This is a genomic window from Desulfosediminicola ganghwensis, from assembly GCF_005116675.2.
In the GTDB taxonomy this organism is placed as follows: domain Bacteria; phylum Desulfobacterota; class Desulfobulbia; order Desulfobulbales; family Desulfocapsaceae; genus Desulfopila; species Desulfopila ganghwensis.
Genome location: NZ_CP050699.1, coordinates 5,082,832 through 5,108,678, shown reverse-complemented (window position 1 = coordinate 5,108,678; position 25,847 = coordinate 5,082,832). Strand labels below are relative to the sequence as shown.

Genomic DNA, 25,847 nt, shown 5'->3' with positions numbered 1-25,847 from the left:
ACGGGTATGGCGTCAATTGATAGCATAATACCATGCCATGAGTACAATAAACCAGCTTGATAGTGCCAGTATAAGCTGCAGTTTAAATTTTTCCCTCTGTCTAAGGACCGTCTCAAAACTTAAAAATAAACCAGTAATAAGCCCTGTTGCCAAGCCGTAGAAATGGGCGCCCAGGTCTGTTCTTTCTCCGCTACTGCCGAGCATTGCCAGCAGCGCAGCCCCTGCCATGAGCGGTAGCAGCAGTCTGGCTGGACGTTTCAATTTGTAATGTCGGAAATTAATAGCAGATAATATTCCAATTACCGAGAAAACCGCTGTGGAAAAACCAACAGAGAGATGGCCTGGCCCGTGACCGATAACATTCAGCATATTTGCTGAAGTTGCAGCAACAAGCAGGGCGGCCAGGCCGATTCCGTTTCCGAGAATGCGAAAATAAAAGTGCAACAGGAAAGCGCCAAGAAAGCAATTACTCAACAAGTGAACTATGTCTGAATGAAGTGTCAGTGCAGTTACCAGCCGGTAATATTCCCCATCGTTAAGAATCTGGCTGGAGTTGACTGCGCCTTGTTGAAACCACTCCGACAGTGGTGACCAGCTTCCGGTAACAGAAAAAAAGAGAACCATTATGCCAATCAGGAGCAGGGTGTGTGCCTGAAATATTGGGGCAAATTGATCCTGAGCCGGTTGGCTTGGCGGCCAGTTTCGATTTTCCTCGATAAAGACACCCAATTCGTAATCGGCCTTGGGGTAATCCTGATGGTTGACGTGTATCTCCCAGTTGGCGGAATCAATCTTTTGCACAGTGTGATTGATTCGTGCTGCAGAGAGCACCAGTGAAAAGAGGTTTGCCTGTTGTTGGTTATTGGTCTGGGTAACTGTCTGGGTAGGGTGCTGGTTTTCAGTCACGTTCAATCCTGGAAATTACGGGGAGCATCCTGATGTGCGTGTAGCGAGGTTATGTAGATGAGGTTGCGTGGTTTGTGTTGTCAGGCGTTTTTTCTCTCATAACTTATCAGCCTCTACAATAGGTCCGGTTGGCTGAGTTGGCAAGGTAACTGTTTGTAAGCAAGACGTATTTTTTCCCAAAAAACAAAAAAGGCCGAGGGTGGGGACCCTCGACCTGAATTTTCTGGTATGTAACTCGTTTTCAGAGCGGTGAAAAAGCTGTTTCCGCCTAAGGCTGACTCAGGATCAGGTCATCAGCACTGACAACACTTCCGTACTTGGCCTTGAGATCAATAAGCGCATTTCTCTGCCTTTGGTAAACCTCAAAAAGCTCGACAGGGATGCCAGTCTCTTTCTGGTAGGCGTCGGTTTGAAGATCAATCCTTCCGACTATATTATCCACATAGAGGGCAAACTGCATGTTGTAGAGAGCTTTAGGATATTCCTTGTCAATTCCATTGAAGAGTTTCTTCAGGTCTTCATATTTCGGAATCAAGCCGATCGGGGTTTCGATGGCCTCTACATCTCCGTGTGCATAGAGTTCAAGCCAGCCGAGCCAGGCGCGCACATCCCGTTTTTCACCAAGCAACCCGGTCCCTGAACCACCTCTGTTCTCATGGGTGAGGAAATAGTTGAGTCCGGCCATGATTGGTCTGTCAGAATCGGAAAACTCGGGTGAATTGAAAAAGATAAACTGAGCTTTCATGTAATCGGCAAGAGCACCGGGGATAAAAGGTGCGTTCGCCCAGGGTTGTCTGCGTACACCGGAGGCGCCCACCTCGGTAGCCGTGGCCTTTGATACGATGGAAGCGCCTATCACAACACCCTCGTTCATTGACTTGGCAACCCAGACGGGTGGCATGGTATCGGCATCACGACCGGAATACGTAATAATTTTTACCGGCACTCCCTCAGGGGATTCGGAGATCTCGGTGGCATGATTGGCGATGGCGGATGCAAGCAGGGTGCAGCGTGAATTTTTGTGTGACATGGGAACTGGCTTGCCGTCTGAGTTGAGTTTGCCATTGTACCACTCACCCTGAAAGTTTATGCCTCTCTCTGGTACAGGCTCACCGTTACCGACCCAGTGCGGTACACCTTTATCATCTATCAGTACGTTGGACCAGATTACTTCGGTGCCGTCACCACGCAGGCAATCCATCAAGTACGGGTCACCTTCCCGGTTAACATCCTCGACTATGCCAAAAATACCCTTTTCAGGGTTAATTGCCCGTAAAGAACCATCCTTTGCGATCCACATCTGGGCCAGATCATCCCCGACAAAGTCTGTACCGACCATGGCTGTGGTTGTCTTGCCGCATCCGGAAGGGGCAGCACCGGCGAAGAAGGTTTTTCTGCCGTTGGGACCGGTCAGGCCTGTGATAAACATGTGCTCGGAGATTTGCTCGCCAAGTTTGTAATAGGTCGCGTAATCGACAGAAAACCGGTGATTACCTTTTTTAAGCAGCAGGGTATTACCTGCATAAGTACAGAAGGTAGAAAACGTGGTTTGCCAGCTTCTGTCCATAAGAATCCGGGCATTGGGTACATCTTCCGGGGTATTATTACCTTCGGCGTGCACGTTGGTGTAAAAAAGTCCGGCTCGTTCAGTTTCCTTGTCAAAAGCCTCGTAGCAGTTACGATAGAGGAGCTCGGCAGAATGCATAACATAGGATGAAGAGGAGATTTCTATGGCTGGGATGGCAGCTTCAGCTCCGACAGGACCGCGTGCGTAAAAGCCAATCATCATGACCTTATTGGCCATAACGCCGGGCATGAATTCTTTTACGTAGTCCAGAGCCTCGTCACGTAAGAGCGATTTTGCCAGCGAACTCATCTGTTCGCCTTCGTTGATGATGTAATAGGTCTGATTCACCAGTCGGGCCTGGTCCTGAGGCAGGTCAAAGTGAATGGTGTGGCCTGGCTTGGCAAGCTTGGCTTCTTCACCTTTTTGCAGGGAATACTCACGAATCCACTGCTGGTCATCATCGTTGCCGGTATTGATGAAAACTTTCTCAGGGCCGCACATTACAATAGCGTTGGCGATCTTGATGAGAGCATCCTGATTTTTTACAACGGATAACTTTTGCTGGTTGGTTTCGTCAAGTCGCTCGGAAAGAACGGCTTTTGCATCCTCTATGGTAGCAATTCCTCCGACTGCTTCCAGGATATCTACACCTTTTTTGAGTTCAAGCATTCTTGAATTCCTCGATTAGAAAAATGAAATATTTGCTCCATCCGCCTTAAAAATCAGGCAGATGATTAATGTGCGAAGCCTCATATTAGGGTCTTTTCAGAGTGCAGTCAAGGTCTGACTTCGGAGGCGATCGAGGTTGGGTTTCGTTCTAAGTTGTTAAAGTTTCAGGTGTATGTCGGAAAGTGAAACAGTGAAAGGAGCAAAGGAAAGGGCAGCAAACGTTCAGATTTGCTGAAATAACCTATAACTTTTATTGATATAGCCACCCTTGCGGGGTTGTCAGGGTTTTCATTTTCCCTTCAAGAGAATGATGCAGGGTAGTGAAAGTGAAAGTGAAATATTTATTAAATTTTCTTTATATATCAAGAAGAATCGTGCTTGATTATGAAAATATTGGAGTGGAAGGAGGTGGTGGTACCACCATGTAGAAATCAAGTCGGCTCGAAATTCCTGGCAAAATTATTTTGATTACAGATCCTCTGGCAGTTGAGATCGGCTATAGTATCGGGATTTTTTGAAAATGAGTAGTTTTTTTATAACTTATGTACATAGTGTCAGTGTCATCATCAGATCCCTGCCGGGCTTGCTTGTGTTGGGCTGCTGGAGAAAGGGTATGCATTTCCGGCTGGCTGCTCATCCTCCGGATGTTCTAACATGATTGCGTGAAAGGCGATTTCATGATATACGGCATCCTGCTTTTCTGGGCATTCTGTATCTGTGGCCCGAAAAGCAGATTGTACGGATTATCGGACATGGAGAGTATGCCGGGATACGCAGGGCAAGACAAAAGAATATAAAGTTATGCACTTGGTTTAGGATGCAAATCCGCCAGGCCAGCACTGTCTACATTAAGGAAGGAGATTCGATGATGATTTCACTATCAAATAAAAAAAGGGTTACAGTCATGAAGACTGTAACCCTTTATTCATTTGGTGCCGAAGAGAAGACTCGAACTTCCACGGGGATGCCCCCACTAGACCCTGAACCTAGCGCGTCTACCAATTCCGCCACTTCGGCTTGCGACAACGGCCGTGATAATGCTTGATCGTGAGTTTTTTGTCAACACTTTATTTTTCACAAAAGTTAAAAAAATATCAAATTAGTTTTTAAGAAATGAGAATAGTAAGGAAGATTGAGGATATCGACGGACCGCTGGTTAACGCCTGTGTCACCATTGGGAATTTTGATGGTGTTCACCTTGGGCATCAGCAGTTATTTGCCGAAGTTGCGGCCAGGGCCAACAGGCTGAACGGGAAAAGTGTTGCCATAACATTCGACCCTCATCCGCTGCAGGTTCTTCGGCCTGGGGGAATTAAGCTGATTTCCAATTGCGAGCAGAAAATAGAGCTCGTTGAGATGGCCGGTATCGACGTGATGCTGGTCGTCCCATTTACCAAGGAGTTTGCCAAGACAACGGCCGAATACTTCGTCGACGAAGTTCTGCTCGGTGGACTTGGCATGAAAGAGTTGGTGGTGGGGTACGATTATGCCTTTGGGAAAAACCGGTCAGGAAATATCCCCTTTCTCAAAAAGCAAGGGGAAGAGAAAGGATTTTCGGTGACCGTAGTCGAGGCTCAGTATGTAGGTGATATGCTTGTCAGCTCAACCCGTATAAGAACTTTGCTTGCAGAAGGTAACATGGGCGAGGCCCGAAGGCTTCTCGGTCGAAGTTACCAGATCCGCGGTGAAGTACAATACGGAAAACAACGTGGCGGCAAGCAGATCGGCTTTCCCACTGCCAACCTTCGTTTTGCCAAAGAGGACCTGGTGCCTAGGCTGGGGGTATATGTTTCACAAGTTATTTGTGACGGAAAATGTTATGGTGGCATAATCAATATCGGTCGCAACCCCACCTTTGGCGAAGATGAGTTGGTCGCAGAAACACATATTTTCGATTTCAATCAGGATATCTACGGTAAACCTATAAAAGTCAATCTGCTTGAGTTTATCCGCAGCGAACGAAAATTCAGTGGTGTGAAGGATCTCGCCGAACAGATTAGTCGAGACGTTGTGCAGGCTAGACAGGTTCTGGCTCATCAGAGCAAGGAGCTGGTAATCTCCTGCACAGATAAATTCAATAGTTGAACAGGGTCGCACAAATGTGAAAAACCGACTTTTTTCTTCTTGCATGTCGATCGATGGTGTCTATAGTGTAGACCGTTTTTAGGTCTACAAGTAAGCAGCAATGTTGGTCATGCATCTGGCTGATGTTGCTGTACTGACGTGATATAATCCCATCCGGGGAGAGCATAATATGCTTTCATCCGGATGAAAGACATTTTTTAATATTGAGGTGAGCAATGGCAGAGCAACTTAGCGAAGATCTCGTAAAGATCATCGAAGAACTTGAGAAGAAGTGCGAGCAACATCCGGAGTCGTTGATGGCCCATCATCATCTCGGCCTGGTATACATGAAGGCGGGTAGGATTGAAGACGCGATTAAATCCCTTGAAAAAGCTATCGAGATTGATCCCCTGAATGCTGACAGCATGGTAAATCTCGGCGCAATTTTCTTTGGTCAGGGTAAACTCGATAAAGCGAAGGCTCTCAACGAGCAAGCTGTCAAAGTTCAGCCGGAATCAGCACAGGCCTACGCAAATCTCGGCCTTATCTGTCAGCAGAGCAACGAGCTGGAGAAAGCAATCGAGAATTACGACCTTGCTCTGAAATATGACCCTAAACTTGTTACAGCCTGGCTGAACCTCACTTCCGTGCTCACCATGAAGGGCGAAGATGACCGAGCTGTCACCGCGGCCCTCAAGGCTCTTGAGATTGAACCTGACTCTGCGCTTGGTCACAATAATCTTGCAGTATCCCTCTATTTCAAGCAGGAATTCGCAGAGGCACACAAGCATATGCTGAAAGCTCAGGAACTCGGATATTCGGTGGATCCAAACTTCAATGCAGCGCTAGCAGAGAAGCTGCAGTAAGCCGAAGTCAGAAATCCACCTTAACAAAGAGTTTCCATGAGTAAGTCAGATATCAAGAATCCGCCGTGGTGCCCGTTTTGCGGGCAAAAGGTAGGACGTCCCGGTGATGCTGCCGAAAGAAAGCTCAATGAGTTCCCGGTAGGTGAATGCCAGTGTGGAGCAATTTATACCAGTGACGCAACCGGCCACAATGTTGGTGCCGCCATGGTTGAGGCGCTGGTTCATGCCTGTAAGGACAACTGGGACTTTGCCTGGGAGTTGCTGCCGGAAGATGATTACCTCACGGGCCGGATAGAGAACTATGATGAGCAGTACCACGAGGTAATGGACAAAGGCAATGTCGATGGTCGCCCGGTCCGAGGTGTTCTCTACTTCGTACGTCTGCACACTGAGATTAAAGACATCGCCAGTCGCATCAAAGCCCGAAAGGAGAATGGTCTCCAGCAGGAAGCTGTACAGCAGATGCTGGATGAGAACCGGCCAGTGGTCGAGCCTGCTCCCGACAAAAACAGGAAGAAGCAGCGGGCCAACAAACGGTTGGTGAAGGAGATGGTCGAGCAGTCTGATGTCGACGGTCTTGTTGCGCTTTGTTTTGACGACAAGAAGACTGTCCGGCTCATGCAACGGTTGCTTTATACTCCCTATGATGACCAGAGGTGGCATGTGGCCTGGATGATAGGCCAGGTAAGTGCCCGAGTTGCGACCCGCGAGCCAGGACAGGTCTCAGAGTTATTACATCGTCTCTATGAGGCGTGCAATGATTCTGCGGCTACCCACTGGGGAATGGTCGAAACGCTTGGGAGCGTGATCGCTGGCCGGCCAGATATCTTTGGAGCCTTTACCAGGTATCTGCTCAATTTCCTGGGCCAGGACACAACCAGAGTACAGGTGCTATGGGCCTTGGGTGAAATTGCGGAAACGAGGCCGGATCTGATCCGTGACACTCCGTTTTTTAACCTTTTTCATTTCCTGGAGCATCCTGATGCGGCAGTCCGTGGTCATGTTGTACGGCTGCTTGGTCGAATCACTGCTTCTGAGGCGTCCATTCAAATTATGGCTTTGTCCGGAGATGAGGCTGAGCTGCTGATCTGGGAGAAAGGCCGTATGATTTCCACTACTGTTGCCAACGAGGCCTCGATCGCGCTTGCGGCAATTCAGGGAGGTAAAAAAGAATAACAATGAGTAATCCGATTCAGAATTTAAATTCCATCGGTCCGATGACCGGTGATAGTGATGATAAGAATAAAAAGCCTGCGGATCCAGTAAAGGCCGATTATGAGGAAGGCAAGCGCTTTCTTGATAACGGTAACCTTTCCCAGGCAGCAATTTCCCTGCATAATGCCCTTCTCGGTTACGAGGAAAAGGGAGATAAGACCGGGATTGCCAATGCAGCTAACCAGCTTGGGCATGTCTGTCTTGCCAAGGGTGATTTCACAGGTGCAGAGAATCATTACAAGCGTGCCTGGGATCTCTGTATTGAATTTGATGATCCCATGAGTCTTATGGCGCTTTCTTCTAAATTTGTAGAGGTATATCGCGGTCAGAAGAACTATGGTAAGGCTGTGGAGGCGTGTTTCGACATCCTCGATACCCATCAGAACAACAATAATCCGCGTGGCAGTGTCGAGTTGCTCGAAACTCTTGCCGGAATTTATATTGAGGCAGAGGAGCCAGCCAAGGCTGCTGATGCGTACAGGACTATCGCTTCAATTCATCGTAATTTCAAGCATGCAGCCACTGCTGATGAATTCGAGCAGAAAGCTAAGGAATTGGAGGCGGGTGCATAGCATCCGTCCAGGCCGGATAATATGTTCACAGGAATAATACAAGGCGTCGGCAAATTACTGGCCAGGAGAACAGTGGGCGGAGGTGTGGCTTTTGATCTCGAAGCAGGCTTTGACCTGGATGAGCCAATGGAAGGCGAATCCATAGCGTGTTCGGGAGCATGTCTTACTGCCTATAATATTACAGGTCGTCGTTTCACCGCAGATGTCTCGCCGGAAACGCTCTCCCGTACCAAGCTTGGGAAGTTTACCGTAGGCGATTCCATCAACATGGAGCGGGCTCTGAAACTCTCAGACCGGCTTGGTGGCCATCTGGTCTCGGGTCATATAGACTGCATGGCCGATGTGAAACGGATAGAACCGGTGGGTGATTACACTATCTTCACCTTCACCTTGCCCGAAGTTCACTCGAAGTACATAATTGAGAAAGGTTCCGTAACAATAGACGGTATTAGTCTTACTGTTAACAGTTGCGCACCCGGTACCTTTTCTGTATCTATTATTCCACACACCCTCAAGGTTACCACCCTTGGTCAGCTCAAAGCTGGCCATGGTGTAAACATTGAGGTGGATGTGATCGGTAAATATATAGAAAATCTGCTCCTCGCCGGTGGAAGGCTTGCCGGCAACGGTCAGAAAGAGCAGGCTCATATAACCCCGGGGTTCCTAGCCGAACATGGGTTCCTCTAAAGCACCCTTTAGTCGGGTATTGAACTAACCTTTTTACTCGTGAATGCTATGGCAGTAAGTCCTATAGAAGAAGTAATTGAAGATATCAAAGCTGGTAAGATGATCATTCTGGTTGACGATGAAGATCGTGAAAACGAGGGTGATTTATGTATGGCAGCCGAGGCGTGTACCGCCGAGCACATTAACTTCATGGCCAAATACGGTCGTGGTCTGATCTGTCTGACCATGAGTCCGGATATTGTGGACCAGCTCGAATTGCCGATGATGGTCACCAATAATAAGTCACCATACGGAACTGGTTTTACCATCAGCATCGAAGCCCGTACCGGAGTTTCAACTGGTATTTCCGCCGCAGACCGTGCCCGTACCATCGAGGCGGCAGTAGCGCCAGATGCAAAGCCCCGTGATTTGATCAGCCCTGGCCACATTTTCCCGCTAAGAGCTAAAAAAGGCGGTGTGCTGGTTCGTACCGGTCAGACTGAAGGGTCGGTAGATCTCGCCCGTCTTGCCGGAATGCGAACCGCGGGTGTTATTTGTGAGATCATGAATGATGACGGGACCATGTCCCGCATGCCTGACCTCGTCAAATTTGCAGAAGAGCACGACCTGAAAATTGCGACCATCGCTGATCTTGTTGCCTACCGCCTGAAGCAGGATGTTTTGGTACACAGGCAGGTTGAAGCACGTATTCCGACCGAGCATGCCGGTGAGTTCCGTTCTATCGTGTACACCAACGATGTTGATGAGCTTGAGCATCTTGCACTGGTGAAAGGTGATATCAGTAACCAGGATAAAGTTCTGGTACGTGTCCACTCAGAGTGCCTTACCGGAGATGTGTTCGGTTCTTCCCGCTGCGACTGTGGTCTTCAGCTGAGTGCAGCCATGCAGATGATCGATCAGGAAGGTGCCGGTGTCGTTCTGTACATGCGCCAGGAAGGGCGTGGAATCGGGCTGGTCAATAAGTTGAAAGCGTATAATCTCCAGGATGAAGGTTTCGATACTGTTGAAGCGAACCTCAAACTTGGTTTCGATGCCGACCTGCGTGACTACGGTATCGGTGCTCAGATTCTCCGTGATCTCGGAATTACCCGGATGGCGCTTTTGACCAACAACCCGAAGAAGATTGTTGGCCTTGAGGCGTATGGTCTCGAGGTGGTCGCCCGATTTCCTATTGAGATTGCCGCAGGCGATGAGAGCAAAGGTTACCTCGTCTGTAAGCGCGATCGTATGGGGCACCTTATCGAAGTTGAAGAGTAGGCCGTACTGTTACCCAGATAGCAGTAAGGCTTTATGAGAATAGATATGGTTTAAGGAGAAAAGATGGCTAATTTTATTGAGGGGAACCTCAAAGCTGATGGCAAAAAATTCGGCATAATTGTTGCGCGATTCAACTCATTTGTTGCCGATAAATTGCTTGAAGGCGCAATCGATTCCCTGGTTCGTTCCGGTGCACTGGACAATGATATTGATGTTGTTCGGGTACCCGGTGCTTTCGAGATTCCTCTTGCTGCCAAGAAGCTCGCAGGAACACAAAAGTATGACGCAATCATAACTCTTGGTGCCGTTATCCGTGGCGCGACCCCTCATTTTGACGTGGTTGTCAATGAGGCATCCAAGGGTACTGCCCAGGTGAGTCTTGAAAGCGGCATCCCTGTTCTTTTCGGTGTCCTTACCACCGAGACTATTGAGCAGGCAATTGAACGCAGTGGTACCAAGGCCGGTAACAAGGGTGCTGAGGTTGCCATCGCTGCCATTGAGATGGCGAACCTGCTTGAAAATATTGACTGATATACGCAAAGCAGGAATAGAGAAGTAGTCGGAGGCAGGAATACTGCTTCCGGTAATCTTTAGTACAGGAGGTCTGAAGAAAGGTGTCTGGTCGATATCTGATTTCGACCTCCTGTTCTGGTATTTTAGACACTAAGTTGATATTTTATGGGAGTTCGTCGAAAAGCCCGTGAGGCCGCCCTGCAGTTTCTCTTTCAAGAGGACTTTATGCTGGAGGAAGGTCACCAGGTAGAAAACTTTTTAGAACGGTTTGATTCTTTCTGTACCTTGTATCAGGTGAACAGGAAAGCACGACCGTATGCGCAGCAGCTACTTGTGGGCATCCTGAGGGACCGCATCGAAATTGATACCTGTATTGAGCAGGCAGCCAGTAACTGGCGGCTGGCCAGAATTGCGGCTACAGATCGCAATATACTGCGTCTGGCCGTATTTGAGATGATGTCCGCTGATGAGATTCCCGATCAGGTAGCAATAAACGAGGCAGTTGAAATCGCTAAGCGATTTGCCGGTGATGAATCTCCGGCCTTTATTAATGGTGTCCTCGACGCTGTAAAAACCTCAATCAGGTCATAGTGCAGTTCCTGAAGATCCTTTGAAACTTGGCGACCTTGCATTTCTAGTAATTTCCGACTACTTTGCTTGGTTGTTTTAATAGTTATCAATCAGTATCTTCAGGAGCATTCTGCACATTATGACTCAAAACAAAGAGCAGTCTCGCCCCGGATTCAAACAGGAATTCGTGGCTGTTCTCGGCATATTTTCCTCTCTATTTCTTTTCCTGAGCCTTCTCTCAGCAAGTCTTGATACCGGTTCCAGCTGGTGTGGTGAGATAGGTCTTCTCATAGCACAGGTTTTATTTGGTTTTGTCGGCTGGGGTGGGTACCTTCTGGCCGTTCTTCTCCTGCTGCTTTCGGCATTGTTCTTCAGCCCGCGCATGTCTTTTGAGCGCCTTCCCCAGGTTACTCTCGGTCTCACAGGTGCAGTTATATCCTTCTGTGGTCTGCTTTCTGCTACAGCGTTCTATGAGCCTGATTATATCGAACGGGGAGGTTTCCTCGGTAGGTCGTTTTTCTCTCTCGCCAGCTCATTGATGGGAAATGGCGGGACTTTGCTGGTCTTGATTTTTATTTTCCTTCTGTCACTGATGCTTTCAACCCAGTTTTCACCATACCGATTGTTGGTGCTGCTTGGAGCTACTGCCAGGAGTTTATTCAGATTTGTCTGGAATGCGTGCAAGAAAAAAGAGCATGTTCCTGTCAGGGCTGGAGGCAAACAAAAACTTCTGAAGCCAGAACGTGATGCGAAACCGGTTATAGAAACTGCGTTACTGCCGGCAAGTAGTAAACCCTTGGTCAAGGAACTGCCACAAAAGGTTGTTGAGTCAGCAAAGGATGATGAATTTGCCATGACCCAATTGGCTCGAGGTGACTGGAAACTGCCACCGCTCTCCCTGCTCGCCAAAAACGAGCAGGAGCAGGAGAAGGTTGATCATGAGGTGTATTACAAGGTCTCCAAACAGTTGGAACAAAAGCTCAAGAATTTTGGTGTTTCCGGCAGTGTGGTCGGCATTTCCCCGGGGCCGGTTGTTACCACCTACGAATTTTCGCCGGCACCTGGTATCAAAATAAATAAAATTGTCGGGCTTGCTGATGACCTGGCCCTCGGGCTGAAAGCAAAATCGGTGCGTGTGGTCGGCTCCATTCCGGGTAAAGCCGCTCTTGGTATTGAGATTCCTAACGAGAACAGGCAAATAGTCTATATCCGTGATCTGCTTGGTGCGAAACAGTACAGAAGCAACTCTTCAAAGCTCACCATCGCACTTGGTCTTGATGTGATCGGTAATATAGCTGTGGGCAATCTGGCAAAGATGCCGCATTTACTTATTGCAGGTGCAACCGGAGCAGGAAAGTCGGTAGGAATCAACACCATAATAGCTTCAATATTATATAATGCGACGCCTGATGAGGTGCGCTTTTTGATGATTGACCCTAAACGCATTGAGCTGTCAGGGTATGAAGGCATTCCGCATCTGCTTCACCCGGTGGTAGTTGATCCCAAACTTGCTTCCCGGGCATTGAACTGGGCGGTGCGTGAGATGGAACGTCGCTACAAGATGCTTGAAGAAGCAAAAGTGAAATCCTTTGATTCTTACAACAAGACGGCAGAGGAGAAAATGCCGTATATTGTTGTGATTGTAGATGAATTAGCCGATTTGATGATGGTGGCATCCAAGGATGTGGAAGCGGCTATTGCCAGGCTTGCCCAGATGGCTCGCGCCGCAGGTATTCACCTTATTCTTGCAACCCAGAGGCCATCAGTTGATGTTTTGACCGGTCTAATCAAAGCAAACTTCCCTACTCGAATCTCCTTTCGGGTTTCTTCCAAGATCGACTCACGTACTATTCTCGATACCAGCGGGGCAGAACATCTGCTTGGTGCTGGTGATATGCTTTACCTTGCACCGGGAGGTTCGAGTCTGCAGCGGATTCATGGCGCGTATATCTCTGAGAAAGAAACTTCTGAAATTGTCGAGTTTCTCAAAAAGCAGGGAGAGTCGACATATGACGACACGATTATTGAGGAGATTGAAAAAGAATCGGCAGGTGGCGGGGAGAATGGCGATGAGGATTATGACGAAAGATATGATGAGGCTGTCCAGTTCATTACGGAGTCAGGTCAGGCTTCAATTTCTTCCCTGCAGAGAAGGTTACGGGTTGGCTACAACAGGGCCGCAAGAATGATTGAGACCATGGAAAAGGAAGGGTTGGTAGGGCCTGCGGATGGTGCGAAACCAAGGGAGGTACTTGCACGTAAAAGCTACTCGTGACATAGTAAGCTTTAGTGTGAATTCTCTTGACAATAGTATGGCAACCAATTATAAAAAAAATTCGTTAAATAAATGAGGGACCGTTCAGTAGTTTCTTATTGGTTTTACGTGGGTTTATAATCTGTTCATCTGGTAACTAAAACCGCGTAAGTTTCTTGAGGATGTTCACGGCAGTACGGCCTCAATAGGCTTAGCGGGGTTGAGTTTAGATGTTTTATTTTGCAGTACAAGAGTATAGGTTTAGCTGGTCCTGAATTTGTCGGGACCACATTGTTTAAAACTAACTGAGGAGGTAGTTTAATGCCAAGTTATGTAGATCCTTCCAAGTGTGATGGCTGCAAGGGTGGAGACAAGACCGCATGCATGTACATCTGTCCGAACGACCTGATGGTACTCGAAAAAGGCGAAATGAAAGCCTACAATCAGGAACCGGATGCATGCTGGGAGTGCTACTCCTGTGTCAAGATTTGCCCGCAGGGTGCTATTTTCGTTCGTGGTTACGATGACTTCGTACCTATGGGCGGCCAGGTTCACCCAATGCGTAGTGCAGATTCCATCATGTGGACCGTTAAATTCCGTAACGGCGCAATGAAGCGTTTCAAATTCCCAGTGCGTACCACCGCTGAGGGTGCTGCTAACGCATACGTTGGCGAGACAGGTGCGAACCTCGATGACGAGTGTCTCCTTCTCGAAAGCGATCTCCCGACTCCTAAGTAATCGGGAACCGGAATCTAAACTAGAACGCAAAATCTTTGATAGATATAAGGAGATTAAAATATGGCATTACCAAATAAACCCAAAGGTGAGTTGCTTGCAGTTGTCGATCCTGAGGTAGTAGAGCATGATGTTGATGTTCTCATCGTCGGTGGTGGTATGGCTGCTTGTGGAACCGCTTTCGAGATCAAGAAGTGGGCTCCTGAAGATATGAAAATCATGCTCGTGGATAAAGCTTCCCTCGAGCGTTCTGGTGCTGTTGCCCAGGGTCTTTCTGCTATTAACACCTACATTGGTGAGAATCCGATCGAGAACTACGTAAAAATGGTTCGTAACGATCTGATGGGCGTTGTACGTGAAGATCTTATTTACGACTGCGGTCGTCACGTAGATGAGTCTGTTAAACTGTTCGAGGAGTGGGGTCTGCCAGTATGGAAGAAAGATGCTGACGGCGAGAACCTCGACGGTTCCAAGCCTGCTCCAACCCTGCGTGAAGGCGGACAGCCTGTGCGTACCGGTAAATGGCAGATCATGATCAACGGTGAGTCTTACAAGTGTATCGTTGCAGAGCCTGCAGCAACCGCACTTGGCGCAGACAACATCCTTGAGCGTGTATTCATCGTTAAGATGTTGCTTGACAAGAACAAGCCAAACCAGATCGCTGGTGCGGTAGGTTTCTCCACCCGTGAGAACAAAGTACACGTTTTCCGTTGCAAAACTGCAATGGTAGCTTGTGGTGGTGCGGTTAACATTTTCCGCCCACGTTCTACCGGTGAGGGTAAAGGACGTGCATGGTACCCAGTATGGAACGCAGGTTCCACCTACACCATGTGTGCTCAGGTTGGTGCTACCCTGACCATGATGGAAAACCGTTTCACCCCAGCCCGTTTCAAAGATGGTTACGGTCCTGTTGGTGCTTGGTTCCTTCTGTTCAAAGCGAAAGTTGCTAACGGTCTGGGCGAGTTCTACGCAATGGGCGATGCTGCTAAAGAAGAGCTTTCCAAGTTCATGCCTTACGGTCAGTCTGCGGTTACCCCGACCTGTCTGCGTAACCACTTGATGATCAACGAGCTGAAAGAAGGCCGTGGTCCTATCTACATGGCTACCGACGTTGCTCTTAACGCTTTCCTTGACGAGCGTAAAGAAGCAGGTATGGATGAGAAGTCCCTCAAGAAGTTCTGGAAACACCTCGAGTCTGAGGCGTGGGAAGACTTCCTGGATATGTCCGTTGGTCAGGCAGGTCTCTGGGCTGGTATGAACATCGAGCCTGAGAAAGTAGGTTCTGAGATTATGCCAACCGAACCATACATGCTTGGATCTCACTCCGGTTGTTGTGGTATCTGGACCTCTGGTCCGGAAGAAGAGTGGGTACCAGATGTACAGAATGACTCCCGTGCTCACAAGTACAAGTGGGGCTACAACCGTATGACCACCGTTGACGGTCTGTTCACCGCTGGTGATGGTGTTGGTGCTTCCGGTCATAAGTTCTCCTCCGGTTCCCATGCTGAGGGTCGTATTGCTGCTAAGCAGATGGTTAAATTCTGCCGCGACAATGCTGACTTCACCCCAGAGCTCATGCAGACTCCTCAGGAGCTTGCTGATGAGATCTACGCTCCAGTTAAGCGCTACAACGAGTTCAAGGATGCATCTACCGCTGAAGATGTGAATCCGAACTACTGCAAGCCTGCTGGTATGATGATGCGTCTCATGAAGGCTACCGATGAGTACGGTGGTGGTGTTGCTACCTACTACATGACTTCTGGTAAACTTCTGAACATCTGTCTGGATCTCCTCCAGATGCTTCGTGAAGATGCTGAGAAGATGGGCGCTGGTGACCTCCATGAGCTGATGAGAGCTTGGGAGAACTATCACCGCATCTGGTGTGTTGAGACCCATATCCGTCACATCGAGTTCCGTAAAGAGTCCCGTTACCCAGGATTCTACTACAGATCTGATTTCCCGACCTGTGATGACGAGAACTGGAAGTGCTTCGTTAACTCCACCTTCAACCCAGAGACCAAAGAGTGGCTCTGTGAGAAGGTTGAGGTTATCAACATCGTTGAGACCGAACCTTGGATCTAATTGATGGACCCAAAGTGTTAGGTTAGATGTGAAGTAGTACTAAAATCTCCAGGGGTCAGCCGGCTCCTGGAGATTTTTTGTTATAAGGAGACCCTTTTTGGCGTATGCCGGGTAAAGAGTTTGGTAAACTTTGTCCAGCCTAAGCTAAAAAAGTTTTCATCGGTATTAAAAATATGTTATCTAGGGATCTTAGTCCATTAATTGGTGTTGGTTTACAGAGATGTTCGTCGCAGATCAGTTAACCATGCCAATGGTCAATATATTTTTTTAAGAGTAATTATGGAGGAAAGGTATGACTGACGAGCATGGCACCAATGGTGCAGTATTGGTCGTAGGCGGAGGAATCAGTGGCCTCACAGCTGCCCTTGAGACCGCCGAAGTCGGAAACGACGTATTCCTGGTCGAAAAGAGCCCAACCTTTGGTGGTCGGGTAGCCCAGCTGAATGAGTATTTTCCGAAGATGTGTCCACCTAGTTGTGGACTCGAAATCAACTTCCGGCGGATTAAAGACAACCGTAAGATCCGTACATATTCCATGACCACCGTGAAAGAAGTCACCGGTGGCCCTGGCAATTATGAAGTTACACTGGAAATCAGCCCACGTTACGTAAACAGCAATTGTACCGCTTGCGGTGACTGTGCTGTTGCCTGCCCTGATGAGATCGACAGTGATTTCAATTTTGGTCTTGGCAAGACGAAAGCTGCTTATCTTCCGCACGCTATGGCGTTTCCACGTCGTTATGTTATTGCCAAAGACGCTCTTTCTGCCGAGGGTGCAGAGGCGGTTAAGGCTGCTTGCAAATATGATGCTGTTGACCTCGATATGCAGTCCGAGACAGTAACAGTCAACGTTGGCTCGATTATCTGGGCCACAGGCTGGGAACCATATGATGCAACTAAGATGGAGAACCTCAAGTTTGGCCAGTCTGATGCCATCATCACCAATATGATGATGGAGCGTCTTGCTGCTCCGAACGGTCCTACCGAGGGTAAGATCCTCCGTCCTGGCGACAACAAGGAAATCGAGTCTATTGGTTTTGTTCAGTGTGCTGGCTCCCGTGATGAAAATCATCTCGAGTACTGCTCGCACATCTGTTGTATGGCAACTTTCAAGCAGATGTCCTACGTCCGTGAGCAGTATCCTGATGCCAAAATCTATGTTTTCTATATAGATCTGCGTACCCCAGGAAAATACGAGAAATTCCGTGAAGCCCGTATGAATGATGCAAACGCCGAGTTTATTAAAGGCAAGGTTGCAGATATTCTGATCGAGGAAGATGGCGGTGTAACTCTTATCGCAGAAAACGCTGTTACCATGGAGAAGATCTCCCAGAAGGTCGATCTGGCAGTCCTGGCAACCGGAATGCAGCCATCACTTGATGTACAGGGTGCACCTGTTGCCTTGCAGATGGACAGCAACGGTTTCGTAATCACTGATGCAGAGAAGGCAATGATTGCTGCAGGTTGTGCTAAAAAAGCAGCAGACGTTGTTACAACTACTCAGAATTCCACTGCCGCTGCCTTGAAGGCAATTCAGGTTTCCAGGAGGTAATGATCAATGGATAAAAAATACTGTGCATATATTTGTACCGGGTGTGGCATCGGAGATGCGCTCGACATTGAGGCCCTTTCCGAGATTGTATCCGGTGAGATGTCCATGGAGTGCAAGACCCATGCATACCTCTGTGGCAAAGAGGGCAGGGCGTTCATCGAGACTGATATCGCTGACGGTGTTAACACCATAGTTGTAGGTGCCTGTTCTCCACGTGTTATGACGAACGAGTTCAACTTCGGTGATGATAAGATTACTGTTCGTGCAAACCTTCGTGAGCAGGTGATCTGGTCTGAGGTAAAACCTGCTGAAGGTGAAGAGCCCCATGCAGAAGCAGCAGAGTTTCTTCAGGAGACCGCTTCTGACTACATGAGAATGGCTTGTACCCGTGCCAAGAAGACCGAACTGGCAGAGGCATTTAAATTAGAGACCATCAACAAGACCATTATGGTCATGGGTGCTGGTATCTCCGGTCTTACTGCAGCAAAAGAGGCTGCCGCAGCCGGTTACGATGTACTGGTAGTTGAGAAAGAGGATGAGCCAGGCGGTAAGGCGAAAGGCTGGAGAAAGTCTTTCCCCTCCAAGTCACCCTGGACTGACCTCGAAGAGAATCCTGTTGCCGCCCTGCTGGCAGAGATTGAGGCAAACGAGAAGATAACTGTTAAGACTGCAACAGAGGTGGCACGTATCTCTGGTGCTCCTGGTGATTTTAACGTTACTTTTAAAGATGCCGGAACAACTGGTGAGTGGGATGCTCCTGCGAAGGTAACTGTTGATGAGCAGGAACTGATTGATAAAGGTCAGAAGGAAGACCCGAATGCAGGTCTCCAGAAGTATACCGAGATCGATCCTAACGCGACCAAAGTTGGTGCAGTTGTACTTGCCACCGGTTGGAAGCCTGCTGATGTCAGCCAGTATGAGCATCTCGGCCATGGCAAGATACCTAATGTTGTAACCAATGCCGAATTCGAGAAGCTTGCCAAAGAAGGAAAGGTTCCTGCAAATGTAGCCTTTGTTCAGAGTCCAGGTGGAAAAGACCATGATCAGGATTTTCCATACTGTAACTCTGTAACCTCCATGGTCGCTCTTAAGCAGGCTCAGTATGTCTGCCAGGATAATGCAGAAGGTAAAGCATATATTCTTTACCAGCATATGCGTACTCCAGGTTCCATGGAACTGTTTTACAAGGCTGCTCAGCTAAACGATGGTATTTTCATGACCAAAGGTAACGTGATGCAGGTCGGCGAGGCCGGCGGCAAGGTTACTGTGGCTGTTGAAGATACCCTGCTTGGCGAAAACCTTGATCTTGAAGTGGATATGGTTGTTCTTGCGGCAGGTATGGAGCCAACCACCCTGCATGAGAACACCATTAATCTTGCTTATCGCCAGGGACCAGCCTTTAACGATCTCGACCTGTTCGACGGTTATGCTGACTCTCATTTCATCTGTTTCCCATACGAGACCCGAAGAACAGGTATTTACGCCTGTGGTGGCGTTCGTAAGGCTGAGACCATGGATGAAGCGCTTGATGATGCAACCGGTGCTGCACTCAAAGCTGTTCAGTGCCTCGAGTCAACTGATCGCGGCGTATCTGTTCATCCTCGTTCCGGTGATGCAACCTACCCGGAATTTTTCATGCAGCGTTGTACCCAGTGTAAGCGTTGTACCGAGGAGTGTCCGTTCGGTGCTCTCGATGATGATGAAAAAGGTACTCCGCTGCCTAACCCGACCCGTTGTCGTAGATGTGGTACCTGTATGGGTGCATGTCCGGAACGTATTATCGGATTTAAGGATTACAACATTGATCTGATTGGTTCGATGGTTAAGGCCATTGAAGTACCTGAGGACGATGATGATAGACTGCGTATTGTCGTTTTTGTTTGCGAAAACGACGCTTACCCGGCACTCGATATGTCTGGTATGAAGCGTAATGGTCTCAATCATATGGTACGATTCATTCCTGTACGCTGTCTTGGTTCTGTGAATATGGCCTGGATCCGTGATGCTCTGTCTGCTGGTATGGACGGTGCTATGCTGCTTGGTTGTACTTATGGCGACGATTATCAGTGTCACTTTGTTAAAGGTTCCGAGATTGCTTCCAAGCGTATGGAAAATATCGGTGACACTCTCTCCAGTCTCGGCCTTGAGTCTGAGAGATGTGCTGCTGAGCAGGTTGCAATTACTGATTACGACAAGATTCCGCAGATCATTAACGATTTTGTCGAAGAGATCGTTGAAATGGGTCCGAACCCATTCAAAGGCTTCTAACCTGTTGTATATCATGAACCGTTCCGCGGGGGGCTTGCTCTCCGCGGTTTGAGGAATACTCGGAGTTTGAGTTTAGTAATTTCATGAGATCATGATTTGTAGTTTTTGATAATATAACAGGAGGGGAAAAATGAATGTTCAACCGGATTTACAATTTATACGATCTCTGAAAGAGGCTGGAGGTGACACTTTAAAAAAGTGTTATCAGTGTGCAACATGTTCTGTTGCTTGTCCTCTTTCCAGTGATGAGAAACCATTTCCAAGAAAGGAAATGATTTGGTCCCAATGGGGTATGAAAGAAAATCTCGTTGCTGATCCCGATGTGTTTCTCTGTCACCAATGTGGTGATTGTACCGCTAACTGTCCACGTGGTGCCAAGCCAGGTGAGGTACTTGGTGCAATTCGTTCCTTTGCCTATACCTTCTACGGTTGGCCAGCCGGTCTGGCTAAGCTTTGCACAAGTGCAAAGAATCTGCCGATGTTGATTGGTATTCCTGCAGTTATCATCCTTATTTTCTGGTTTCTTTCTGGTGCGATGCATATTCCAAGCACTGAAGAGTTTGCCAAGAAAGGATATCAGGAGTTCTTTGGTCACTGGGACTTCAGGTGGTACGCAAAGAATATTGCTTTTATCGTATTCTTTATGGTGCCTTCGCTGGGCTTAGCTGTGTTCTCATTGTTTATGGGAATCACCAAGATGTGGAAGGCGATGAGCAGCAACGCTGGAATTAGCTCCAACTTCAGGCCATCTGTAGTAGGATTTTTTCAGGATTTCCTTTGGCCATCGCTTGTGGAAACCATGAAGCACAGCCGGTTTCGTGAGTGCACAGTGAACACAGACCGTGTAAAAGGTCATTTGCCTCTTGTGCTGGCCTTCATCGGACTGTTTATAGTTACCTGTTGGTCCTTGTTCAAGAACGATGTGCTGGGGCTTATCTGGCCACACCTCCACGGACCACTCTCCCTGATTGATCCGTTCAAAATTCTTGCTAATGTTTCTGCCGTTGCTCTTCTCTACGGTATTTGGGTTTTATGGAACAACCGCAAGGAAATGGAGAAAAAAGGTGAGGCAAGCAATACCTTCTATGACTGGTTCCTGATCTGGGAAATCATGGCAGTAGGTATAACCGGTCTTGGAGCTGAGCTTATTCGTCTCGCTGGTCTCCCTACCCTTGGCTATATCGTGTATTATCTGCATCTCGTATCGGTAATGATGCTGTTCCTGTATTTGCCATACACCAAATTCGCACATATCGCCTACAGAACCACAGCGATGTGTTTTGAGAAGTATCGCGAAAGTAGCTATGCAAAAAACGTTAATGAGCTGTAAGATTAGCGCTAATGGCTAATGGCATAAGAAGAAGGCCGATTCCTGTGACAGGGATCGGCCTTCTTGCGTTTAGCGGTGAAGGTGGAGCGGTTTGCGTTTGGAAAGCGCATAAAAAAAATTAATAGAATGCAACTCAGGACTGGACTGGATCGCAATAGGGTCTTACCATTGCTTGTGAAGTTGTACCGTTGTCCGGTACTTCAACAGTGGCATGTTTACAGGGTGCCGGGATTCACAGTCTCAGCACTTGAAAAAAAAAGCTCATAAAGCGATAATTGCCTTTGACTCTATATGGGTTTTGCAAGTTGCTGTAAAATCGCTTTTCTCACATGCTGGCTGAGTGTAGGGCAGGAACTTTTGTATAAAAAAAGACAAAGAAATGGAAAAAAGAGGTTGAATTAACAATACCGAAAGTGTATATTCCCGTGCTTTGTAAGCTGGCGTAGCTCAATTGGCAGAGCAGCTGATTTGTAATCAGCAGGTTGCGGGTTCAAGTCCCATCGCCAGCTCCAAAAAAAAATAAAAAGTACTTTACAAAGTGCTGTGAAGGGTATAAATAGGTGCCTGTCTTTTATTCAGGCGCTCAATAGCGAGGAGGGGTTCCCGAGTGGCCAAAGGGAACAGACTGTAAATCTGTCGGCTCAGCCTTCGGAGGTTCGAATCCTCCCCCCTCCACCATCCTTTCAGCATGGTAGAAGACTTTAAGATAGAGCGGGAATAGCTCAATTGGTAGAGCATCAGCCTTCCAAGCTGAGGGTTGCGAGTTCGAGTCTCGTTTCCCGCTCCATGCTGTCTATACAGAAGTAGTTTTAGGTGCCCACGTAGCTCAGTTGGTAGAGCGCATCCTTGGTAAGGATGAGGTCACCGGTTCAAATCCGGTCGTGGGCTCCAGTTTTATTTGAATACTATTGAATAAGAAAACTTTCAACGGCCTGAGGAGACAAGAGATATGTCAAAGCAAAAATTTGAAAGGACTAAACCGCATGTCAATGTCGGTACTGTTGGTCACATCGATCATGGTAAAACCACACTGACTGCAGCTATTACCCGCGTTTTGTCTACTAAAGGTCAGGCATCTTTTACTGACTTCAGTGAGATCGATAAAGCGCCAGAAGAGAAAGAGCGTGGAATTACCATCGCGACCGCTCACGTAGAGTATGAGACTGATAAACGTCACTACGCTCACGTTGATTGTCCTGGCCATGCTGATTACATCAAGAACATGATTACCGGTGCGGCTCAGATGGACGGCGCGATCCTGGTTGTTGCCGCAACCGATGGTGCTATGCCTCAGACCCGTGAGCATATTCTGCTCGCTCGCCAGGTAGGTGTTCCGGCTATCGTTGTCTTCCTGAACAAGTGTGACATGGTTGACGATGAGGAACTTATCGAACTCGTTGAGATGGAGCTCCGTGAGCTGCTCGACAAGTATGAGTTTCCTGGTGATGATATTCCGTTTGTTCAGGGTTCTGCCCTTCTCGCACTTGAGAATCCGGAAGATGAAGAGAAGGCAGCTTGCATCTGGGAGCTCATGGACGCAGTAGATAGCTACGTGCCAGAACCAGAGCGTGATGTTGATATGCCTTTCTTGATGCCGATCGAAGATGTATTCTCTATCTCCGGACGTGGTACCGTTGCTACCGGTCGTGTAGAGCGTGGTATCATCAAGGTTGGTGAGGAAGTTGAGATCGTCGGTATCAAAGAGACCCAGAAGACCACCTGTACTGGTGTAGAGATGTTCCGTAAGCTCCTTGATGAGGGACAGGCGGGTGACAACATCGGTGCTCTCCTTCGTGGTGTTAAGCGTGAAGAAATTGAGCGTGGCCAGGTTCTTGCCAAGCCAGGTTCTATTACCCCTCACACCAATTTTGAGGCAGAGTGTTACATTCTCGGTAAAGACGAGGGTGGACGTCATACTCCATTCTTCAACGGATATCGTCCACAGTTCTACTTTAGAACAACTGACGTTACCGGTATTGTAACCCTTCCAGAGGGTACCGAGATGGTTATGCCAGGTGATAATGTATCTGTTACCGCAGAACTGATCACCCCTATTGCCATGGACGAGGGTCTCCGTTTCGCAATTCGCGAAGGTGGTAGAACCGTAGGCGCCGGTGTAGTATCTAAGATCGTTAAGTAGTAGCGGCGCAAGAATATTTTACCCTGCCTCGGGTATATTCGGGCAGGGTAAATTTCGCATAGGAAGATCAGAATGAGAGATATAGTCACCCTTGCATGTGGTACATGCAAACGTCGTAACTATACGACCACAAAAAACAAGAAAAATACTCCGAACAAACTTGAGTTCAAGAAGTATTGTCCTTTCTGCCGGAGTCATACTCCGCACAAGGAGACTAAGTAACGAAACACAGGCCAGTAGCTCTAATTGGTAGAGCACCGGACTCCAAATCCGGGGGTTGGGGGTTCGAATCCCTCCTGGCCTGCCATTTTTATGGCAGGTGTTTTTGTGTTTGGTGTACGTAGTTTTTTTGACCTCTATTTGCTGGAAATAACTAGGTAAATCTCTTCTCGGATAATGATATGGCAGGTAAACCCAAGACTAAAAAGACTGATGCAGTGGCTAAGGTTAAGGAGCCATCACCATTCGCACCTGCTCAAATCAAAAAATTTATTGAAGAAGTAAAGGTTGAATTCGGCAAGATAGTGTGGCCGGACAAAAAAATGACCTTGGGTCTGACTGGAATCGTAGTTGTGCTTACATTTGTAATGGCGGCGTATCTTGGTTCTGTTGATCTTCTTCTCGGTAAACTTGTTTCGTCTCTCTTGCGATAGGATGATTCCGGGGTCCAGTTTGATAGGACGGACCAGGCTGATAGAACTGCTCCAACTTTTTTCAAACACTCGAGGAAAAATTTGACTCATGGCAAGGCAATGGTACATACTTCAGGTTCACTCCGGGTTTGAGGACAAGGTTAAGACCACCCTCGAAGAGAGGATTCGTAAAGAAGGACTCGAAGAGTACTTTGGCGAAATTCTCGTACCGACAGAACAGGTAGTTGAGATGATCAAGGGATCCAGGAAGACCTCATCACGTAGGTTCTTTCCTGGTTATATGCTTGTTAGCATGGAATTGAACGATCAGACCTGGCATACAATTCACCAGAACATGCCAAGAGTAGTCGGCTTTGTCGGCGATGATCGCAATCCGGTCCCCATATCCGACGAGGATGCAGCAAAAATTATAGGTCGAATCCAAGACGGCTCAGATAGACCGAGGCCGAAAGTCATCTTCGATGTGGGTGAAACGGTACGTGTAATCGATGGACCGTTCGCTAACTTTCAAGGCGTTGTTGACGAGGTCTTTCCTGAGAAAGGCCGTGTTCGCGTTATGGTATCTATCTTCGGTCGTGAAACACCCGTTGAGTTGGAGTTTGTTCAAGTCAGCAATACCTGACAGGCAGCTAGACCGATACCATTCGTAGCTGCGGCAATCTAATCTTGGATTGCATAAAATAGAAAACAGCTTGTTAGTTGGAGTGAAAAAATGGCCAAAAAAGCAATGGCATTCATTAAACTGCAGATTCCTGCAGGTAAAGCGAACCCATCTCCGCCAGTAGGTCCTGCACTGGGCCAGCATGGTGTGAACATCATGGAGTTCTGCAAGGCATTTAATGCAAAGACCCAGAGTCTCGGCGATACAATCGTTCCGGTTGTTATCACTGTGTACCAGGATAGGTCTTTCAGTTATATTACCAAGACCCCGCCTGCATCCGTTCTGTTGCTCAAGGCAGCAAACCTGCAAAAAGGTTCCGGTAATCCGAAAGCAGAGCGTGTAGCTGAGCTCGGTCGTGACAAGGTTCGCGAAATTGCGGAAATCAAAATGCCTGACCTGAACGCATACGATATCGATGCAGCGATGAAAATCGTTGAAGGTACTGCCCGTAGCTGCGGAATAACTGTAGTAGATTAATTAAGTTAATCAAAAGATTTGCATAAAATCACTGCTGACTGAGCTTGTTAGCTTTGTCAAAGTAGGAGGCATCATGCCGAAACGCGGAAAAAATTATAAAAATAAAGTTGAGACATTAGATAAAAGTGTTCTTTACTCTCTGGAAGAAGGTATCAAAAAAGCTCTTTCTATGAGCTATGCTAAATTTGACGAAACCTTCGACATCGCAATGAAGCTCGGAGTAGATCCGCGTCACGCTGATCAGATGATCCGTTCTTCTGTTGTTCTGCCACATGGTACCGGTAAGGTTACCAGAGTACTGGTTTTCGCTAAAGGTCCTAAAGAGGCCGAGGCGAAAGAAGCGGGTGCTGATTTTGTTGGTGCAGACGACCTTGTTGAGAAAATCCAGGGTGGTTGGCTCGAGTTCGATAAGACAGTTGCTACTCCAGACATGATGGGAACTGTTGGTAAAATCGGTCGTATTCTCGGACCACGTAACCTTATGCCGAATGCAAAACTCGGTACTGTAACCTTCGATGTCGCCAATGTTGTCAAAGATATTAAAGGCGGAAAGGTTGACTTCAAAGTAGACAAGTCTGGTATCATTCACGCAGGCGTTGGTAAAACCTCCTTTGGGGAACAGAAAGTAATCGAGAATGTTACCGCATTTATTGAGAAAATTATTCAGCTGAAACCTTCAGCGAGTAAAGGAGTTTATCTCCGGTCTATCACTGTTTCCACAACAATGGGACCTGGCGTTAAACTCGACCCTGTGCAAATCAGGGCAATGATTAAGTAAATTTTTGGACGGAGCATCAATCATCAGGTTG

At 47.8% G+C, this 25,847-nt stretch carries 22 protein-coding genes and 6 tRNA genes; 25 read left to right on the top strand and 3 right to left on the bottom strand.

What is annotated here, in order from left to right:
* Window positions 1-12 precede the first annotated feature (12 nt).
* The 3 genes from FCL45_RS22085 to FCL45_RS22075 all read right to left on the bottom strand — a co-directional run bounded on the left by FCL45_RS22085 (window position 13) and on the right by FCL45_RS22075 (window position 4,159).
* The gene (locus FCL45_RS22085) at window positions 13-906 is read right to left on the bottom strand and encodes a rhomboid family intramembrane serine protease (protein ID WP_136798112.1); all 894 of its coding nucleotides are present in this window, start codon (window positions 904-906) and stop codon (window positions 13-15) included.
* Between the two features lie 268 nt (window positions 907-1,174).
* Entirely contained in the window at window positions 1,175-3,142 is a 1,968-nt protein-coding gene (locus FCL45_RS22080; RefSeq protein ID WP_136798111.1) for a phosphoenolpyruvate carboxykinase (GTP), read from the bottom strand.
* A 930-nt stretch (window positions 3,143-4,072) separates the two neighbouring features.
* Window positions 4,073-4,159, bottom strand: a tRNA-Leu gene (locus FCL45_RS22075).
* A 96-nt stretch (window positions 4,160-4,255) separates the two neighbouring features.
* Between FCL45_RS22075 and FCL45_RS22070 the strand changes: the two genes are divergently transcribed.
* The 25 genes from FCL45_RS22070 (at window position 4,256) to rplA (ending at window position 25,816) form a co-directional block, all read left to right on the top strand.
* A complete protein-coding gene (locus FCL45_RS22070) occupies window positions 4,256-5,227 on the top strand; it encodes a bifunctional riboflavin kinase/FAD synthetase (RefSeq protein WP_136798110.1) in 972 nt (323 codons plus the stop codon).
* Between the two features lie 215 nt (window positions 5,228-5,442).
* The gene (locus FCL45_RS22065; RefSeq protein WP_136798109.1) at window positions 5,443-6,072 is read left to right on the top strand and encodes a tetratricopeptide repeat protein; all 630 of its coding nucleotides are present in this window, start codon (window positions 5,443-5,445) and stop codon (window positions 6,070-6,072) included.
* 36 nt (window positions 6,073-6,108) lie between these two features.
* On the top strand, window positions 6,109-7,248 hold the full coding sequence (locus FCL45_RS22060) for a DVU0298 family protein (RefSeq protein ID WP_136798108.1): 1,140 nt from the start codon (window positions 6,109-6,111) through the stop codon (window positions 7,246-7,248).
* Window positions 7,249-7,250: 2 nt separating this feature from the next.
* The gene (locus tag FCL45_RS22055) at window positions 7,251-7,859 is read left to right on the top strand and encodes a tetratricopeptide repeat protein (protein ID WP_136798107.1); all 609 of its coding nucleotides are present in this window, start codon (window positions 7,251-7,253) and stop codon (window positions 7,857-7,859) included.
* A 21-nt stretch (window positions 7,860-7,880) separates the two neighbouring features.
* Entirely contained in the window at window positions 7,881-8,546 is a 666-nt protein-coding gene (locus FCL45_RS22050) for a riboflavin synthase (protein ID WP_136798106.1), read from the top strand.
* A 48-nt stretch (window positions 8,547-8,594) separates the two neighbouring features.
* Window positions 8,595-9,803, top strand: a complete 1,209-nt coding sequence (locus tag FCL45_RS22045) for a bifunctional 3,4-dihydroxy-2-butanone-4-phosphate synthase/GTP cyclohydrolase II (protein ID WP_136798105.1) — start codon at window positions 8,595-8,597, stop codon at window positions 9,801-9,803.
* A 63-nt stretch (window positions 9,804-9,866) separates the two neighbouring features.
* Window positions 9,867-10,334, top strand: a complete 468-nt coding sequence (ribH, locus tag FCL45_RS22040; RefSeq protein WP_136798104.1) for a 6,7-dimethyl-8-ribityllumazine synthase — start codon at window positions 9,867-9,869, stop codon at window positions 10,332-10,334.
* Between the two features lie 147 nt (window positions 10,335-10,481).
* Window positions 10,482-10,907, top strand: coding sequence for a transcription antitermination factor NusB (gene nusB, locus FCL45_RS22035; protein WP_136798103.1), 426 nt, complete (start codon window positions 10,482-10,484; stop codon window positions 10,905-10,907).
* A 118-nt stretch (window positions 10,908-11,025) separates the two neighbouring features.
* On the top strand, window positions 11,026-13,161 hold the full coding sequence (locus FCL45_RS22030) for a DNA translocase FtsK (protein WP_136798102.1): 2,136 nt from the start codon (window positions 11,026-11,028) through the stop codon (window positions 13,159-13,161).
* 300 nt (window positions 13,162-13,461) lie between these two features.
* The gene (aprB, locus tag FCL45_RS22025) at window positions 13,462-13,878 is read left to right on the top strand and encodes an adenylyl-sulfate reductase subunit beta (protein WP_136798101.1); all 417 of its coding nucleotides are present in this window, start codon (window positions 13,462-13,464) and stop codon (window positions 13,876-13,878) included.
* Window positions 13,879-13,938: 60 nt separating this feature from the next.
* Window positions 13,939-15,957: an adenylyl-sulfate reductase subunit alpha gene (gene aprA, locus FCL45_RS22020; protein ID WP_136798100.1), complete on the top strand. Its 2,019-nt coding sequence runs from the start codon at window positions 13,939-13,941 to the stop codon at window positions 15,955-15,957.
* Between the two features lie 292 nt (window positions 15,958-16,249).
* Entirely contained in the window at window positions 16,250-17,509 is a 1,260-nt protein-coding gene (locus FCL45_RS22015; protein WP_136798099.1) for an NAD(P)-binding protein, read from the top strand.
* A 6-nt stretch (window positions 17,510-17,515) separates the two neighbouring features.
* Entirely contained in the window at window positions 17,516-19,777 is a 2,262-nt protein-coding gene (locus FCL45_RS22010; protein WP_136798098.1) for an FAD-dependent oxidoreductase, read from the top strand.
* Window positions 19,778-19,907: 130 nt separating this feature from the next.
* Window positions 19,908-21,107 carry a quinone-interacting membrane-bound oxidoreductase complex subunit QmoC gene (gene qmoC, locus FCL45_RS22005; RefSeq protein WP_136798097.1) on the top strand — a complete coding sequence of 400 codons (1,200 nt, stop codon included), beginning with the start codon at window positions 19,908-19,910 and terminating at the stop codon, window positions 21,105-21,107.
* 436 nt (window positions 21,108-21,543) lie between these two features.
* Window positions 21,544-21,619: transfer RNA gene (locus tag FCL45_RS22000), tRNA-Thr, on the top strand.
* Between the two features lie 81 nt (window positions 21,620-21,700).
* Window positions 21,701-21,785 (top strand) — tRNA-Tyr (locus FCL45_RS21995).
* Between the two features lie 33 nt (window positions 21,786-21,818).
* Window positions 21,819-21,894: transfer RNA gene (locus FCL45_RS21990), tRNA-Gly, on the top strand.
* A gap of 28 nt (window positions 21,895-21,922) precedes the next feature.
* Window positions 21,923-21,998: transfer RNA gene (locus FCL45_RS21985), tRNA-Thr, on the top strand.
* Window positions 21,999-22,056: 58 nt separating this feature from the next.
* Complete coding sequence (gene tuf, locus FCL45_RS21980) at window positions 22,057-23,247, top strand: elongation factor Tu (protein ID WP_136798096.1); 1,191 nt, start codon at window positions 22,057-22,059, stop codon at window positions 23,245-23,247.
* A 72-nt stretch (window positions 23,248-23,319) separates the two neighbouring features.
* On the top strand, window positions 23,320-23,469 hold the full coding sequence (rpmG, locus tag FCL45_RS21975) for a 50S ribosomal protein L33 (RefSeq protein WP_136798095.1): 150 nt from the start codon (window positions 23,320-23,322) through the stop codon (window positions 23,467-23,469).
* 8 nt (window positions 23,470-23,477) lie between these two features.
* Window positions 23,478-23,554 (top strand) — tRNA-Trp (locus FCL45_RS21970).
* 94 nt (window positions 23,555-23,648) lie between these two features.
* Window positions 23,649-23,900, top strand: a complete 252-nt coding sequence (secE, locus tag FCL45_RS21965) for a preprotein translocase subunit SecE (protein ID WP_136798094.1) — start codon at window positions 23,649-23,651, stop codon at window positions 23,898-23,900.
* An 88-nt stretch (window positions 23,901-23,988) separates the two neighbouring features.
* A complete protein-coding gene (nusG, locus tag FCL45_RS21960) occupies window positions 23,989-24,522 on the top strand; it encodes a transcription termination/antitermination protein NusG (RefSeq protein WP_136798093.1) in 534 nt (177 codons plus the stop codon).
* A 90-nt stretch (window positions 24,523-24,612) separates the two neighbouring features.
* Window positions 24,613-25,038 carry a 50S ribosomal protein L11 gene (rplK, locus tag FCL45_RS21955; RefSeq protein WP_136798092.1) on the top strand — a complete coding sequence of 142 codons (426 nt, stop codon included), beginning with the start codon at window positions 24,613-24,615 and terminating at the stop codon, window positions 25,036-25,038.
* A gap of 73 nt (window positions 25,039-25,111) precedes the next feature.
* The gene (gene rplA, locus FCL45_RS21950; protein WP_136798091.1) at window positions 25,112-25,816 is read left to right on the top strand and encodes a 50S ribosomal protein L1; all 705 of its coding nucleotides are present in this window, start codon (window positions 25,112-25,114) and stop codon (window positions 25,814-25,816) included.
* Window positions 25,817-25,847 lie beyond the last annotated feature (31 nt).